Annotated in this window: 14 protein-coding genes and 1 tRNA gene; 2 read left to right on the forward strand and 13 right to left on the reverse strand. The window is 39.1% G+C overall.

Features of this window, described 5'->3' with window-relative positions; all coding sequences use genetic code 11:
• Window positions 1–27: 27 nt before the first annotated feature.
• The 4 genes from VEI_RS08630 to VEI_RS08645 form a co-directional block, all read right to left on the reverse strand.
• On the reverse strand, window positions 28–1,239 hold the full coding sequence (locus VEI_RS08630) for an ATP-binding protein (protein ID WP_059364319.1): 1,212 nt from the start codon (window positions 1,237–1,239) through the stop codon (window positions 28–30).
• A 163-nt stretch (window positions 1,240–1,402) separates the two neighbouring features.
• Entirely contained in the window at window positions 1,403–1,999 is a 597-nt protein-coding gene (locus VEI_RS08635) for a hypothetical protein (RefSeq protein ID WP_059364321.1), read from the reverse strand.
• 62 nt (window positions 2,000–2,061) lie between these two features.
• Window positions 2,062–4,860 (reverse strand): DNA methyltransferase, encoded by a 2,799-nt coding sequence (locus VEI_RS08640; RefSeq protein WP_059364323.1) that lies wholly within the window; start codon window positions 4,858–4,860, stop codon window positions 2,062–2,064.
• Between the two features lie 187 nt (window positions 4,861–5,047).
• Window positions 5,048–5,124 (reverse strand) — tRNA-Arg (locus VEI_RS08645).
• A 104-nt stretch (window positions 5,125–5,228) separates the two neighbouring features.
• Here VEI_RS08645 and VEI_RS08650 point away from each other — a divergent pair.
• Window positions 5,229–6,113 (forward strand): hypothetical protein, encoded by an 885-nt coding sequence (locus VEI_RS08650; protein WP_059364325.1) that lies wholly within the window; start codon window positions 5,229–5,231, stop codon window positions 6,111–6,113.
• Between the two features lie 83 nt (window positions 6,114–6,196).
• On the opposite strand, the gene VEI_RS08655 is transcribed toward VEI_RS08650, so the two are convergent.
• The 6 genes from VEI_RS08655 to purB form a co-directional block, all read right to left on the reverse strand.
• Window positions 6,197–6,481, reverse strand: a complete 285-nt coding sequence (locus VEI_RS08655) for a hypothetical protein (RefSeq protein ID WP_059364327.1) — start codon at window positions 6,479–6,481, stop codon at window positions 6,197–6,199.
• Between the two features lie 90 nt (window positions 6,482–6,571).
• Window positions 6,572–7,891, reverse strand: coding sequence for a DNA polymerase IV (gene dinB, locus VEI_RS08660; protein ID WP_223209361.1), 1,320 nt, complete (start codon window positions 7,889–7,891; stop codon window positions 6,572–6,574).
• 2 nt (window positions 7,892–7,893) lie between these two features.
• Window positions 7,894–8,238 (reverse strand): ArsR/SmtB family transcription factor, encoded by a 345-nt coding sequence (locus VEI_RS08665; protein ID WP_059364332.1) that lies wholly within the window; start codon window positions 8,236–8,238, stop codon window positions 7,894–7,896.
• A 218-nt stretch (window positions 8,239–8,456) separates the two neighbouring features.
• Window positions 8,457–9,740 carry an adenylosuccinate synthase gene (locus VEI_RS08670; RefSeq protein ID WP_059364334.1) on the reverse strand — a complete coding sequence of 428 codons (1,284 nt, stop codon included), beginning with the start codon at window positions 9,738–9,740 and terminating at the stop codon, window positions 8,457–8,459.
• Between the two features lie 101 nt (window positions 9,741–9,841).
• Window positions 9,842–10,990, reverse strand: coding sequence for an MFS transporter (locus VEI_RS08675; RefSeq protein WP_059364336.1), 1,149 nt, complete (start codon window positions 10,988–10,990; stop codon window positions 9,842–9,844).
• Between the two features lie 706 nt (window positions 10,991–11,696).
• Entirely contained in the window at window positions 11,697–12,992 is a 1,296-nt protein-coding gene (purB, locus tag VEI_RS08680; RefSeq protein ID WP_059364338.1) for an adenylosuccinate lyase, read from the reverse strand.
• A gap of 333 nt (window positions 12,993–13,325) precedes the next feature.
• Here purB and VEI_RS08685 point away from each other — a divergent pair, with 333 nt between their 5' ends.
• Window positions 13,326–13,730: a hypothetical protein gene (locus tag VEI_RS08685; RefSeq protein ID WP_059364340.1), complete on the forward strand. Its 405-nt coding sequence runs from the start codon at window positions 13,326–13,328 to the stop codon at window positions 13,728–13,730.
• Window positions 13,731–13,777: 47 nt separating this feature from the next.
• On the opposite strand, the gene VEI_RS08690 is transcribed toward VEI_RS08685, so the two are convergent.
• The 3 genes from VEI_RS08690 to VEI_RS08700 form a co-directional block, all read right to left on the reverse strand.
• On the reverse strand, window positions 13,778–14,539 hold the full coding sequence (locus VEI_RS08690; RefSeq protein ID WP_059364507.1) for a hypothetical protein: 762 nt from the start codon (window positions 14,537–14,539) through the stop codon (window positions 13,778–13,780).
• Between the two features lie 61 nt (window positions 14,540–14,600).
• On the reverse strand, window positions 14,601–15,005 hold the full coding sequence (locus VEI_RS08695; RefSeq protein WP_059364342.1) for an ExbD/TolR family protein: 405 nt from the start codon (window positions 15,003–15,005) through the stop codon (window positions 14,601–14,603).
• Complete coding sequence (locus tag VEI_RS08700; protein ID WP_059364344.1) at window positions 15,002–15,610, reverse strand: MotA/TolQ/ExbB proton channel family protein; 609 nt, start codon at window positions 15,608–15,610, stop codon at window positions 15,002–15,004. Before VEI_RS08700 ends, VEI_RS08695 begins: the two co-directional genes overlap by 4 nt.
• Window positions 15,611–15,679 lie beyond the last annotated feature (69 nt).

Genomic DNA, 15,679 nt, shown 5'->3' on the forward strand with positions numbered 1-15,679 from the left:
TAGATACAAAAATAGGGATGTGAATTATCACATCCCTAATAACCAGTCTAATACATTACATTGCTGAATTCCATTATAATTATGAGGTTTATAGAGCTCATCCATAGTGAGTAAAAATTTAGGATACTGATCTTTAACCGCTTCTAATGGTGCTAACTCTCTGTCTCTAGTAGTTGGATCCAATACACTTTCTGATACTTGGTAGTACTCTAATATGCCACCAGGCTTTTGAGCAACGAAATCTATTTCTCCCTTTGTTAATTGTCCAACATATACTGTATATCCTCGACGCCGCAACTCAAGGTATACAACATTTTCTAATACATGACCCCTATCACGGTTAATATCAGGTAGTAATAGTTGCCTAAAAGCCATATCCACTACATAATACTTAGGACGTAATCTTAATAATTCTTTGCCACGCACATCAAATCGTTCTGTATTATATAACAGTAAACTATCTTCTAAGCCCCTAAGATAACGTTCTACAGTTTTGTTATCTACCTTTCGACCTGCACTTGTTAATGAATTCGCAATCTTTGTGGGATTAATCAAGCTACCAATATTGGCGAAAATATATCTCACAATACTTTCAAGCAATTTAATATCTGCAATTTTTAATCGATCAACAATATCTTTTAAAACAACGGTATTAAATAAACCTTGTAAATAATCCTGCCGACCTTGCCAATTTTCCGACATATGTAAAAGCCCTGGGAATGAGCCTTCACTTACATATTTTTCATATAAGACCATCCGTGAAAGCCCACTTTCACTATAGGCATCAACATATTCCTTATAAGACAAGGGAAGCATCTCAATTTGTACATAGCGACCTGTGAGAAGTGTAGCCATATCAGAGGACATAAAATAAGCATTAGAACCTGTAATATATATATCAACATTATCTTGTACAAAGAAGTTATCTACTACACGCTCAAACGATGGTACATGCTGAATTTCATCGAGGAATAGATACATCTTTTTACTTGGAATAATCCGTTCATTAATGTATTCATATAAAGCCCGATAATCTCTTAATTTATCATACTCCATCGACTCAAAATTAATATCAATAATTTGTTCGGCAGTTACATTATCGGCTAATAACTCATCTTGAAACAGCTTAAACAACGTAGATTTACCACAACGCCGTATACCAGAAACAACCTTAATGATAGGTCTATCTTTATGTCTTCGAAGAAAATCTAAATAATACGGTCGCGAAACTAATGACATGCACAAGCCTCCTCTCAAAATGGGTTTTAAAACCTAATTCTATATCTATTATATCACTTTAAGGTTTTTAAACCTAATTTTTATGTTTTTATGTTATAATTTAGGCTTTAAAACCTAAATTCAACCTTAAATTGCAATATGACATTTTCCACTTCCCTTATCTTTAATACCCAGTATACAAACAAATTGCCGTAACTCGTCCTTTGTAGGTATAAACGTCCATTTCTTCCATATCATCCCAAGAGGTACGTGTCGCCTTAACTCTATAACTATAGATTTCATCATACATAAACTTATAAGGTCCAAAACGTGTGCTTTTATCTACTTTCCAGTTTCGTGCAGACCCCATTGGCAACCCATATAGTTCTATCACCTTTTGTATACTATCTCCTACTGCTAGCCCAGATGGCGTTGTACCACTTCTATCAAGCAATAGAATCAAGGCCACCCTACGACCATAATTATCAGAACCTACAGATATATCTGCAACTGTAAGGCCAATTCCGTTATAAAATAAGATTTCCTGATTCGTATACTTTACAAATGGCCCTCCTTTTGTATAAGTATAGTCCCCCTTATATCTTTCTGTTGGCTCGCCCAATGATTGTAAAACATTCTCCTCAAATGCTCCTGGTTGAGTACCCCCAATAAAGTACTCACTCGTAGAAATATAACCATCACTCCCCAATACTTGAGTGGGAGCCATAAACAAACTACACACACAAGCCAAAGATATTGCTACCAAAGATTTCTTCAACATTATTTACACTCCTAGATTTAAAACTTTACACATATGTATTTTTTAACTCTACATATATCACATTATGTACCACTCTTTATCTTGTTTTCATACAATTCCATTAGTGCAGCTACACATTCTTCTTCTGTCATTAAAGTATCAAATCCATATGCCTGCATAACAGCTCTATCATTAGCTCTATGAGCTTCTCTTAACTCTTTAGGCATCAAAACAGCATCATAAAGGTCTGCCAAAGAACAATCTGGATATAACTCCCGTGCATTAAGAATTGCTTGTGCAGTTTGTTCTATTTTTTTCTTTTGATTTTCATTTAACGGTGGCCAAGGGAAGTTATTATAAACAATAAAATTGGAATATCTATATCGCATTTCTAAACGACCTGCAACTGCACGCATCCAAGCCATATGAACATTTGAGTTTAATATCCCAAAAATATATAAATCTGCATAAGGTAAAAAATATGCTGCATCACTAATCATAACAGTTGATGGTAGGAAGCCCATCGGGATATATCTACGACGCTCTGATGATACACGAGGAATAAAGATAAAATTATTATAATCTATATCCTTCTGTGTAATATTTAATAATAAAGATGGATAGTTAGCGCCTTGCTTTGTACTTACTCTCTTAGAGGATTGTCTAAACTCATAAACTTTAGCAACTCGCTCTTTTATAGATTTAACTTTATTAATCTCTTTAGGAGAAACATTTTGAAGCCAAAGAACATACCTTTGTTTTCTATTAATAAACTCATATGCACCTAAAAAAGGTCGAATCCACTTTTCAGCAATCGGATTCTCACAAATTAACTCATCTTTCTCTTCTTCAGACAATATCAAATTACCATCTTCATATGTCATATTCCCTAAAATCAATGTAGGTATATTCGCCAATGGTTTTGATCTACGTTTTACAAAAACATCTGGTGCCTCAGCTAGATAAGCATTAATATGATTACAAGATTTACAGCTTTGATCACTATATAGTAATTTATTCTTTAATTCTTCATAGCTAAATCCGACAATTACACAATGCACATGTGCTTTTAAATTTGCCTCACTATCCCATATAAAACTCTTATAAGCAAAGTTTATAATTATTCCTTCTTGCATAAGGGGTTCCCAAAGAATCGGGACTTGTTCCCCCTGCGTAATCGAATTTGTTGATACAAATGCAGCATGAATTTTTGTATCTTTCATATATTCAGCAGCTTTTTTATACCATGCAGCAACATAATCCAAAGACTTAGCACTAGAAGTTTTATTAAACAATACTAACATCTCAGACTTCTGTTGCTTATTCATCATCTTTGCACCAACAAATGGAGGGTTACCCATAATATATGATAAAACATTAGAATCAACTATCTCTGCCCAATCCATATTAAGCGAATTACCTTCATGTATATTCGCATTATTATGTAACGGTAAAAAATCCATTTCTTTATGAATAATAGCTTCGGTCTCTTTAAACATTTGAGCTTCAGCTATCCAAATAGCTGTTTTGGCTACAGATACAGCAAAATCATTGATTTCTATACCATAAAACTGTTGAATACTAACCTTAATAGGATCAAATTCCTCTTCATCAAAGCCTAATATTCCTGTACCAGATGAGTCCGTAATAGTCTCTCTTAAAATATCATTCTCTAATCGACGCAATGATAAATATGATTCTGTTAAAAAGTTACCAGAACCCGCAGCAGGATCAAGGAACGTTTTGGATGCCATTTTATCTTGTAAGGCCTTTAGTAGTTGGATTTTCTTTTTCCCATCTTTTCTAGACATAGCTTCTTTAAAATCATTTCTAAACTCATCTAAAAATAATGGATCTATTAGCTTATGAATATTTTCAATGCTGGTATAATGCATACCACCATGACGTCGTGTATCTGGATTTAACGTACTTTCAAAAATAGCCCCAAAGATTGTTGGTGAAATTTCACTCCAATCAAAATTACATGCATCTTGTAATATCAAATTAACTGCATCTTCTGAAAATTGAGGAATTTCAACAGGGTCACTAAAAAGACTTCCGTTCACATAAGGGAATTTTAATAGGGTCTCACTCTCATAGGGATTCCTATTAGATTCTTCTGTATCTAAAATACGGAATAAATCCATCAATGCATTTCTAACTTGATGGGGTTGAAAATCTTGTAAATAATCATGAAACAAGCTCTTTTTACCAAATAGCCCTGAATCCTCTGCATATAAGCAAAATACTAAACGTACACATAACTTATTGATATTATGTAAAATTGCTTCTTCTGTTAATAAAGGATTGACTTTATATTGCTCTAACAATGAATCATATAGTCGAGCCACAAGCTCCCCTGCGCCCTTGGAGATTTCCATCTCACGTTCTATATGACTACTTTTAACATCAACTAAAAAATTAAGTCTATAAAATTCAGTCCCTAATTTGCTCAATTCTATAATTTCCGCAGAATCATTTGGCCGTTCCATATCTAATACATGAAACTCTTTAAAGTTGCAACTTACAATCCATCTTGGGCGTTCACTATATGGTAATGCAGCTGCATAGCGTTTGGCTTGTTCTGCGGGCGTTAAAAGTGTGCCATCAGATTGTCTAATCGGAGCATTAAGATCTTTCCCTAAACTTTTCTGCTCTATCATAGTATGTGTAGCCGGAATCAGAGCATCAATATAACTAGTATGACCTAGCTGAACACGTTGTTCAAAGCCGATAAAATCAGCAGGATTATTTATCCCATATACATTTTGAAGTAAATCCATCCAAAATCGTTGAGTGTCTTGTTTCTCATCTCCAACATTTTCCCATTTTTTGGCAAATTCTTTAGCTGCTTTCTCTTGCTGTTTTAATGTAAGTTGCATTTTATGCCCCCAAGGTTCCCTATACATATTGGCTATTAATATTAGAAAATCTAATTTACATACTTTTATATTATCATAAAAATAGAACGAATCACTATTATTCAATTAGTATTCTATATTAGCAAAGATTTCTTCAAACAAAAAAATAGGCATAAGGGAAAAAGCCTTATGCCTGATTCATCTTCTATGGTGCGCCTAGAGGGAATCGAACCCACAACCTGCAGTTTAGGAAACTGGCGCTCTGTCCGGTTGAGCTATAGACGCATGTATACTTTATTATATCGTTTTTAAATCTATCTACGCAAGAACTATGCTATAATACAGCTGTTGATAGTATTAGAGAGTTCTTATAAAAAGAGGTATGTGTAATGAAACTATGTAAACGATTGATTATTACCAGTTCACTATTAGCTGTCTTAGCTATATCATCCGCGTACGGGGCTACACCTGCGCAGCCAAGTGAAAGCACAGATACTGCTGTGGTTGATATGGATTACGCCAATATTCCAGGGTTAAGAAAATCAATTGAAAGCGCAACACCAGCCATAGTACAATCTACGCTTGATGCTTCTGAGGGAAAACCTACTAACGGCAAACCAATCTATTCGACAGTCACTATGTCTGGTAACCGTGTTGTATCCGTAAAAACTTATAAATCTAAAGAAGAGCAAGAAAAGGCCATGTTAAAAGAGCGTGAACGCTTAGACAAGGTCACTGCGGAACGGCGCGCTAAACGGAAAAACGAAACTCGCACAGATATGCTAAAAGGTTTAACGCCTATACCGTTCTATCCACCTGTTAGTGAAACACGGGACTTACAAAGCGAAATGTTCTCTCGACCATTTGGTAGGCAACTCGATTTGCGTTTGGTAGAAGCCTATACACAAGATTATGATAAGGCCAAACCTGGCGATATTTATGTCTATGCAGATTATGTAGAGTACACCTCTAAACAGCTATTAGGCGAAAAGGATGGTACTACTGCTATCTCAGCTATGATTTTACGTACAATCATGAGAAAAGATGAAAACAAAGCTTTCAGCATCGATGTAAATGCGTACTTCATAAATCCAACAACCCATACAATTTCTATAAGCCGTTCTGACGATGTAAAAGGCATCGATATCAAGAAAAACGAAATAGCTGAGGCCGTATTTAAACTACCTTCACACCAACTACAAGCCGGTGATCCACAATATGAAATCGCTAAGCTTATGTATCAGGACTTAACAAATAAGAAATTTGATGAGTAATATTTAAATACGCACTCCAACTATAGCCACAATAAGAAAACCCCTTTATAGCACCAACATGGCTACGAAGGGGTTCATTTTAATTACGCTGGGCGGCTCCAGTCGACTTGTACGTCGATGGCAACCCACATGCGTGTAAGAGCTAATTTAAAGTTTTCCAAGGATTCTAAAGGTTTTACTTGTACACGTTCATATGTATCGAGACCTGTTGCATTCTCAATAGTATGTTCTTCGTTTAAGTATGCATGAACCTTATCAATCCATTCTTGTTCAGGTAGGTCTATAGTCACAGTTTTTGTATCTGTATCATAAGCTAAAAACCCATTGCTGTTTACGCCATAATGAATGGCCACACGAAATATACTCATATTTATACCTCTCTTGCAGATATTTTCTTGCATATACACATTGCTGTATACGTACATTGTATCACGAATGATTCTATTCATGAAAGATTTTTATTCTTCAGTATCTAAATCAATTTCGGCCTTTAATTCCGACCGTTTTCGCCGTTCTCCACCATCTCCATGAGCACGTCGCCAAAGGGCTCCACTCATGATAGCCCCTTCACCGAATTTAGATGCTAATGAATCGAGCACTGTTGAAAGTTTCTCATCTTTTTCATCCGCTCCAATAGAGAATAAATCATCTTGTACAATGCCTTCTGTTGAAAGTCCGCTGACTGTCACACCTAAGAGGCGAATTGGTTTAACAGGCACTTCAAGAATAGAATTATCAAACTTAGGCCTAGGTGTAGCACCCATCACATCTTGCTCTTCTTGCTTAGCAGAGAGTGCATCACGCATCAGCTTATTCCATAACAATACCGAAGTGTCATAAATAACACGTTCTTGATCCGTGGACGAATCAAGACGTTTCTGTCGAGATACGGTTTTAAAATCCTTGTACCGTACCTTTATCGATACGGTATGCCCCATCAAGCCATACTTACGCAATCGTTTCGCTACACGATTGGCAAAGTAATGCAGTTCTAAGTCGATAACAGCAGGATCCTCTACATCATATTCATAGGTTTCCTCATTACCTACTGATTGTATTTGCCGATCCGTTTCTACAGGGCGTTCATCAATGCCTCGAGCCAATTCCCACACCCGCCGCGCCTGATTACCCACATAAGGCACTAAAGCGGTCTCATCAGGTAAAGCCTGAATATCTTTAATGAACGAGAATCCACCATCCTTAAGGCGCCGTTCTGTACTTGGCCCGACGCCCCAAATACGTTTAATGGGCAAATTAGCGAGGCTTTCATATTCCTTACCATAAGGAATGACCACAAGACCGTCAGGCTTATCTAGGTCAGATGCCAGCTTAGCAAGGAATTTATTCGGAGCCAGACCCGCCGAAATGATGAGCCCCGTTTCCTCAAACACGCGGTCCTTAATAGCACGGCCCAAAGCCTTAGGGCCCGTAAATTTATGGGTAATACCCGTAACATCCAAGAAGGCTTCATCCAGAGATAAGGGCTCAATGATAGGTGTAAATTCCTCCATCACCTTGTGAATGATCTGGGAAATCTCCTTGTAGCGAGCCATATTCGGATACACGTAGATGCCGTGCGGACAAAGTTTCTTCGCCCTCGAAATAGGCATGGCCGAATGGACCCCAAATTTTCTGGCCTCATAGGATGCAGTAGCTACGACGCCACGCGAAGAAAGACCACCCACGATAACGGGGTGGCCTTTATATTCAGGATGATCCAGTTGTTCTACGGATGCAAAGAAAGCATCCATATCAACATGCATAATCCAGCGTCTCATGATTACGCGTCTTGTTCGTGTTCATCAAGACGGCAGTATTTAATTTGTGCACAAATGCATTCGTCTTTAGTTTTGTACAATTGTGGAATGATTTCCAAAATGTCGCTAAATGTATCTTCATTGATGGAATAGCGAGTCCAAAGACCATTACGTTGAGAATTTACAACGCCAGCATCAATTAAGATTTTCATGTGGTAGCTCAATGTGGATTGAGACAAATTAAAACTTGCCAAAATATCTGCTGCACACAACTCATTACAGGACAACATATCTATAATATGTAATCTTGTTTCATCACTGAGCGCTTTAAAAATCGTTGCCAAACGTTCATAAGAAACTTCAACCATAAGAAAAACTCCTCAATATACATCAAAAATTATCAATCTACTTTTATACTATTATATACTATTTTAATAACTAAATCTATTTTTTTCTTTTTATTCTCATTAAAATATTTTAATTGAATAATTAAATTTATTTATGAGATAGAAAATACGCATAAAAGCGGAGATTCTCTAATAAGAATCTCCGCTTATTATTTTTTATAATAATTTGCTACAGCAGATTAAAATACGTTAACAAGATCGATTGTTTGGCTACGGTTAGGACCAACGGATACGATACCCAAAGGAACACCAGTTACCTCTGCAATACGTTCTACGTATTTACGCGCGTTTTCAGGCAATTCGTCGTAAGAACGGATACCGGAAATATCTGTTTCCCAACCTGGTAATATTTCGTATACTGCTTCGCATACTTCAAGATCTTTCAAGTTAGCCGGGAAGCCTTCTACGTCTTTACCATTCAATTTGTAACCTACACAGATTTTCAATTCTTTGAACGTATCAAGAATATCTAAACGAGTAATAGCCAAGTAATCAAGGCTGTTAAGACCTGCAGCGTATTTTACAACCATAAGGTCTAACCAACCACAACGACGAGGACGACCAGTTACAGTACCGAACTCATGACCAAGTTTGCGAAGGTTTTCGCCAGTTTCGTCAAGAAGCTCTGTAGGGAATGGACCTGCACCAACGCGTGTTGCATAAGCTTTCACAACGCCGAAGATATTTTTCAAATAGTTAGGACCTACACCCGCACCTGTGGAAGCACCACCAGCGATTGGATGAGAGGATGTTACGAATGGATATGTACCATGATCAAGGTCGAGCATAGTTGCTTGCGCGCCTTCGAACAATACCTTTTTGTCCTCTTGAATCGCTTTCAATACAGCGATATTTGTATCTGTTACATAAGGTTTCAAAGCCTCTGCATATTTAGTGTAATCCGCGAGGATTTCATCATAATTAACAGGTTCAGCGTCGTATACCTTAGTAAGCATTTTATTTTTAAACTCAACATTGTACGCCAATTTTTGTTTAAACGTTTCCATATCGTACAAATCGCAGATACGAATGCCAATACGGTTGATTTTATCAGCGTAGCAAGGACCGATACCGTTTTTAGTTGTACCGATTTTAGCATCACCTTTGGATGCTTCTTCGGCCATATCAAGAGCGATATGGTATGGCATGATGACATGAGCACGGTCAGAAATGTGAAGGGATTTTGCGGATTTACCTTGTTTTTCAAGACCTTCGATTTCTTGTAATAACACCTTAGGGTCAATAACAACGCCCGTACCAACGATATTTTGTTTATTATCGTACAAAATACCACTTGGCAATAAACGAAGCGCAAATGCTTTGTCATCTACCACAACAGTGTGACCTGCATTGTTACCGCCTTGGCTACGCACTACAACGTCAGCACGTTCCGCGATCCAGTCAACGATTTTACCTTTACCCTCGTCACCCCATTGAGTGCCGATTACCATACTTGTTGCCATATCGATGTCCTCCAAATGTGAAAGTCAAATTAATCCATAGTTATTATACAACATAATAGCAAAGCACGAAAAGACTAAATAAAGATTACACGAATTCTATTTTATTTAGGTTCTTTCAACCAGAAGCTCATTAATAATCCTAACGCACCAACAGGTATCAAGGTCATTAATGCAGTTTGTACATCGTAAATATCTGCTAAATGTCCAATATAAGGCGCTACAAGGCCACCTAATGTAATGCCGAGGCCCAATGTAATGCCTGATGCAAAACCTGCATTTTTAGCAAGGTATTTTTGGCCTAGAACGGTAATAGGGCCGTATTGCGAGAATACGCCAAAGGCCATCGGTATCATGGCACCAAAGAATCCCCATGCATTCGGTACGAAGATAAACACTAATACGGATGGTAAAAATATAATATTGCCTAAACGCACTGTTTTTAGAAAGCCTAGCTTATCTGATAGTGCACCACCCATATAGGTAAGGACAGCCCCCATGGCAAAGTACATCGTAAGTGCCAAGCTCGATGCACCGGCTTCACCATTAATAACGGTAATATACAAAATTGGAATAAAGATAGACAGCACAGAAAACAGTATAGACCTTGAGGCTATGACAAAGAATAACTTCCCGAAGCTCACCCAATCGTTAGTGCCAATAGCAACAGATTTAGAATGGCTTTCACAGACACTAGCATTACTCACATCGGCCTTATCCGTGAAAGCATAGATATACATTAATACGCCCAGTAAAGCGATGGCTGTAAACACCCAGAGAAATTGTCCGCCAAAGACATAAACGCCCCCTGCAATGAGAGGTCCTAACGCAAACCCCGCACTACCGCCCACAGCAAAGCGCCCCATGGCGTTGCCAATTTCATGGGATTGCGTGCGATTCACCAAAAGAGCCGCCTCAGGATGGAATAACGCTGCTCCTACGCCGGCTAAAAGAGACAAAGCAAGAATCATTTCATAGTTCGTAGCCAGCGCCATAGCACTAATAGACACAAGAGTCACTGTAAAGCCTACCGGAATAAACCAAGGCACGCGCCATCGATCCGCTACATACCCCAAAATGGGCTGAGCAATAGACGCTACCACGGTATTACAGAAAATAATGGAAGCCGATTGATAATAATTAAGGCCAAAGTTCGTAATAAAAAATGGTATAAGCGCAGCCAGTGAACCTTGACCGAAGTCGTTAATACAGTGAAAGATAGGAGGTGCGTATTTTCTTATGGTGTTTTTCATGTATCCTCCTTTTATTGGGATAAATCAACAACTATAGCTATGGATGATGAGGCTCCAAAAAACTCCACCGGCCGGGTCTGACTACGCCCTTCGGGCTTCGCAGGGCCAAAGTCGTTTTTTGAACCCTCATCATCCATCATTCAAAACGGTTTTCGCCCTTATCCCCATACCAAGCATGCCAAACAAAAACCCCATAACAAAATACACACTAGGGCGAAACACAAAGTCGTTTTTTACTTAGCCTAGCCCCTTTCTAACTAATAATAATTATGAAGCACCGTAAGAAAATGCGGCACTTACGATAAACAAAAAAGGACGGGTACCCTTCTCAAAACGACTTTGCCCTGTTTGCTCTATGGCTCGTTTTCGGCATAGAAAGTTTAATGCAAAAAGGATGGTCCGTTCAGAAAACGACTCTGTCCTTCTCCCTATGGCTCGTTTCGGCATAGAACTTATAGCAAAAGGACGGATACCTTTCTCAAAACGACTTTGCCCTGTCTGTCTCTATGGCCCGTTTCGGCATAGAACTTATAGCGAAAAGGACGGATACCTTCCTCAAAACGACTTTACCCTATTTGCTCTATGGCTCGTTTTCGGCATAGAAGGTTTAATGTAAAAAGGATGGTCCGTTCAGAAAACGACTTCGGGCTCCGCGTAGCGCAGTAGCGTGTCGGCTTTCTGGACGGACCATCCTATACATTAAGGATTATAGGCCGAAACGAGCCATTATTGTATCTACGTGTTTCAATAGTTTATAAGGATCGAAGCATGCATCGATTTCTTCGTCGGTCATGTATTTTTTGATGTTTTCATCGGATTTTAGACCTGTCGCGAAGTCTTTGCCTTCGAGCCAGCGTTCCATAGCGTATTTTTGTACCCAGCGGTATGCTTCGTCACGAACTGCGCCTTTGTCTACAAGGTGTGTCAAAATGGTTTGGCTGAATACAAGGCCACCTGTAAGGTTAAGGTTTTTAAGCATTGTTTCAGGGTATACCAACAATTTATCGATGGTACGGATTGTTAGGTGAAGCATGTAGTTCAACGCGATGGTTGCATCTGGTAAGATAACGCGTTCTACAGAGCTATGGGAGATGTCGCGTTCATGCCACAAAGCTTGGTCTTCGTACGCAGATTGTGCATAACCACGCAATAAACGAGCCATACCACAAATTCTTTCACAAGTGATAGGATTACGTTTATGAGGCATCGCGGAGGAACCTTTTTGTTTAGGGCTAAAGTATTCTTCCGCTTCGCGCACTTCTGTACGTTGCAAGTGACGGATTTCTTTGCCGATTTTGTCCAATGTGCCGCCTACAACAGCGATGGTGGACAATAATTCAGCGTGACGGTCACGTTGTACGACTTGCGTCGCGATTTTAACAGGTTCAAGGCCTAGTTTTTCACATACGTATTGTTCTACGAATGGGTCGATGTTGGAGTATGTACCAACAGCGCCGGACAATTTACCAACAGCAACGCTTTTACGAGCATGTTCCATGCGTTCGATATCGCGTTCTACCTCTGCCATCCAAAGGCAAATCTTTAAACCGAATGTAGTAGGTTCGCCGTGAATACCGTGAGTACGACCAATCATAGGCGTATGTTTGAATTCTGCAGCGCGACGGCGCAACACAGCGTGTAATTGTTTCAAATCTTCAATCAAAATATCGCAAGCTTGTTTCATCATATAGCCAAGGGCAGTGTCCTTAACGTCAGTGGATGTCAAACCAAGGTGAATATATTTAGCCGCTTCAGGGCCAACGTATTCGCCCACAGCAGTTACAAAGGAAATGATGTCATGATTTGTTTCACGTTCAATTTCGTGAATTCTTTCAACATCAAAATTACCTTTTTCCCGAATAATTTTAGCTGCTTCCTTCGGAATAATGCCAAGCTCTGCTTGCGCTTCAGATGCCAATGTTTCAACCAATAACATTGTGTCGAACTCGTTGCGTTCGCTCCAAATATGGCGCATTTCTTCTCGTGTATAACGTGGTATCATGATGTCTCCTTTGCATGATGAAAGCTAGATTTCTTATACGATAATTGTACCATATGTGAAAGCTTGGTTCAATAAATCTTATGTAATTTTCCGAATAATATATATATTAGTTTTTCTTAATGTTCGGTATTTAATTTGCTTATGGATTCATTTGTAATTTATTATTATAATAGTAAGGTATAGATTACATGATACAGCGTGTAAACATTTATAATTTATGTAATATAGAAATATTACAGTAATAATACGAAAACATTACAGTAATAATGTAAAAACGTATACAGTAACGAATTAATAGCATATCACTACTGTATGTACACATAGGAGACCCGTATGACAAAGAAACAACACAAGGAACGCACACCAAAACCAAAAGAATCAACGATGCCAGAAACTATATTTAAAGCATTCTTTCTCATCAGCTTTATTGTCATTGGCCTATTCGTATTTAACGATGTACCCGTCAATTGGATTTTAAGCGTATATGCTGTTGATATCATCGTTTCCCTTGCATATGTTGCCATTAATAGAGACCGCATCAGTACATCGCATGTAGTTCATACGAATGTGCGTCGCATCTTATCCTTTTTAATTATGCTCATCACCATGTTCTTTTATGCCTTTGCATTATGGCGTGTGGACCAATACACAACACAAATGCAAGTGACATTATTCATCGGTGGCGTCATCATTTACTACGCAATCTTTAACAGTACAAAAAACTTGATTAAGAAATAACAAAGAGGCATATCTTACATACATTCTTGTATGTGAGGTATGCCTCTTTATTGTCCCAACACGACAGGAATCGCTAATGCCACGACCTGTCCTTTTTTATTAACAATACTGCCGCTCGTCTTGATAATACGCAGCGCTTCGTCCCGTACATCTGGAGGAACACCGGACTCAACAATGCGCGGCGTATTAACGCCTACGATAACATTACCATCTGCGTCAAAGTTAACACGCACAACCGCTTTTCCGCGGATGGAGGAAGCTTTGCCTTGTTCTCGCACTTGTCGTAGATATTCGGTAGGATTAATCTCCGGTTGTTCTAACCACGCCCGTTGACCTGGTGTTAACAGCTGGAGTGCATCAGCAAAAAAGGATAAATCCTTATTCGTATCATCAATACCGTTACCCTGTGCGTTGGGGTCCGTAGATGTAGTATTGCCTACTAGTTTTTTAGATGATGATGAATTTTGATGGGCAATAACACCCGTTTCACCACCACTAGCCTCTGATTCAATGGCTTTAGGAACAGCCCACTCACGTTTAGTATTCTTTTCCTTTTGTGGATCATCCGTCTTTTTAGTCGAATCTAATCCCTCCAATTGAGGCTTGGCTTGAGGTTTTTGTGGTTTTATTACCTCCGTTGCATCTGCATCTTCAGATGGCTTTGGCATCTGTGGAGGTGTTACCACAGAATGTTCATCCGCATGCTCGCTTTCACCAACATCAGCCAAATCAAAGCTGATTTCCGCTGCCTCTTGGCCTGCACCGGTACCGCCCATGCCTTTTAATGACAGTCCCATCCCCGTTACCATAAGAATACTGATAAATAGGGCTATCAAAAAGGGTCGTAAATAATGCGATTCAAACATAGAATCACTTCCGATCCGTTGCAACACTAATGTACTTAGCGCCGTTTACTTTCAGCATGTCCAACAAGGCGATAACCTCGTTATAATACACGTCCTTCGCAGCGCGAATGACAAAAGCCTGACGTGGCGTTGTCTGCACAATGGCTTGCACCTCTTGAGATAGGCGATCTGGAGAGATTTCCCGATTATCAATGTAGAGTTTATGCGATGTTGTAAGAGTAATGGTAATTGGTTCGATCGATTTCGCAGTCGATGTGGATGCGGACGGCAAGTTTAAGGGAATTTGTTGTTCCGTATTCATGTACAAGGTGCCAACCATGAAAAATACCAATAAAAAAAATACGATATCAATCATGGGGATAATCATTATGGTAGGCTCTTTTTTTACCCCTAATGTGCGCCGCCTCATAGGTCGTGTTCCTCATTGTACGCATCGAGGATAGTGCCACATTCATGCTCTAATGCCACGATGAAATCGTTCACCTTAGCCGCACAGTAACTGTGAAAGCCAAGAGCAATGATTGCAACAGTAAGGCCCGTCGCCGTTGCCACCAAGGCTTCAGATACACCGCCAGTAATGATGGTGGGCGCCCCAATATCGCCACCTACAACAGCAAAGGCGCGAATCATACCTAGAACAGTACCGAGCAAGCCAAGCAAAGGTGCCATGGTAACAATCATACTAAGCCACCCAAGGCCTCGTTTCAATCGTTCATCAGTATAGCCTACCAAATCCTGCAAGCGGTTTTCCAATCCATTGTAGTTTTTAGCGTTGCGCAAAGCACGAGCAAAAAGAATCCCTAACTCCTTTGTATCCCGTTCTAGCACAGTAGGTAACATAATCCAGCCTGGATGATTGCCCAAAACAGCTGTAAATTGGCGCATATCTTTATGAAAGCGACGATATAATAAAAATCGTTCAATACCAATCATCAAAGTAACGATTAAGAACATAACCAGTGGATACATAACAAAACCACCAGCTAGAAATAAATGTGTAATACTACTACTCATACTAACCTCCAAAAGCCACACCCATACAGGCTCTATCTAATAATTATACCACGTTTCAAAACATCAAAA

The sequence above is a fragment of the Veillonella tobetsuensis genome, assembly GCF_001078375.1.
GTDB classification, from domain to species: domain Bacteria; phylum Bacillota; class Negativicutes; order Veillonellales; family Veillonellaceae; genus Veillonella; species Veillonella tobetsuensis.

What these genes read in the sequence shown, in the direction of transcription:
- VEI_RS08630 (WP_059364319.1), bottom strand. Translation starts at nt 1,239, where the DNA reads ATGTCATTAGTTTCGCGACCGTATTATTTAGATTTTCTTCGAAGACAT.
- VEI_RS08635 (WP_059364321.1), bottom strand. Translation starts at nt 1,999, where the DNA reads ATGTTGAAGAAATCTTTGGTAGCAATATCTTTGGCTTGTGTGTGTAGT.
- VEI_RS08640 (WP_059364323.1), bottom strand. Translation starts at nt 4,860, where the DNA reads ATGCAACTTACATTAAAACAGCAAGAGAAAGCAGCTAAAGAATTTGCC.
- VEI_RS08650 (WP_059364325.1), top strand. Translation starts at nt 5,229, where the DNA reads ATGAAACTATGTAAACGATTGATTATTACCAGTTCACTATTAGCTGTC.
- VEI_RS08655 (WP_059364327.1), bottom strand. Translation starts at nt 6,481, where the DNA reads ATGAGTATATTTCGTGTGGCCATTCATTATGGCGTAAACAGCAATGGG.
- dinB (WP_223209361.1), bottom strand. Translation starts at nt 7,891, where the DNA reads ATGAGACGCTGGATTATGCATGTTGATATGGATGCTTTCTTTGCATCC.
- VEI_RS08665 (WP_059364332.1), bottom strand. Translation starts at nt 8,238, where the DNA reads ATGGTTGAAGTTTCTTATGAACGTTTGGCAACGATTTTTAAAGCGCTC.
- VEI_RS08670 (WP_059364334.1), bottom strand. Translation starts at nt 9,740, where the DNA reads ATGGCAACAAGTATGGTAATCGGCACTCAATGGGGTGACGAGGGTAAA.
- VEI_RS08675 (WP_059364336.1), bottom strand. Translation starts at nt 10,990, where the DNA reads ATGAAAAACACCATAAGAAAATACGCACCTCCTATCTTTCACTGTATT.
- purB (WP_059364338.1), bottom strand. Translation starts at nt 12,992, where the DNA reads ATGATACCACGTTATACACGAGAAGAAATGCGCCATATTTGGAGCGAA.
- VEI_RS08685 (WP_059364340.1), top strand. Translation starts at nt 13,326, where the DNA reads ATGACAAAGAAACAACACAAGGAACGCACACCAAAACCAAAAGAATCA.
- VEI_RS08690 (WP_059364507.1), bottom strand. Translation starts at nt 14,539, where the DNA reads ATGGTAACGGGGATGGGACTGTCATTAAAAGGCATGGGCGGTACCGGT.
- VEI_RS08695 (WP_059364342.1), bottom strand. Translation starts at nt 15,005, where the DNA reads ATGAGGCGGCGCACATTAGGGGTAAAAAAAGAGCCTACCATAATGATT.
- VEI_RS08700 (WP_059364344.1), bottom strand. Translation starts at nt 15,610, where the DNA reads ATGAGTAGTAGTATTACACATTTATTTCTAGCTGGTGGTTTTGTTATG.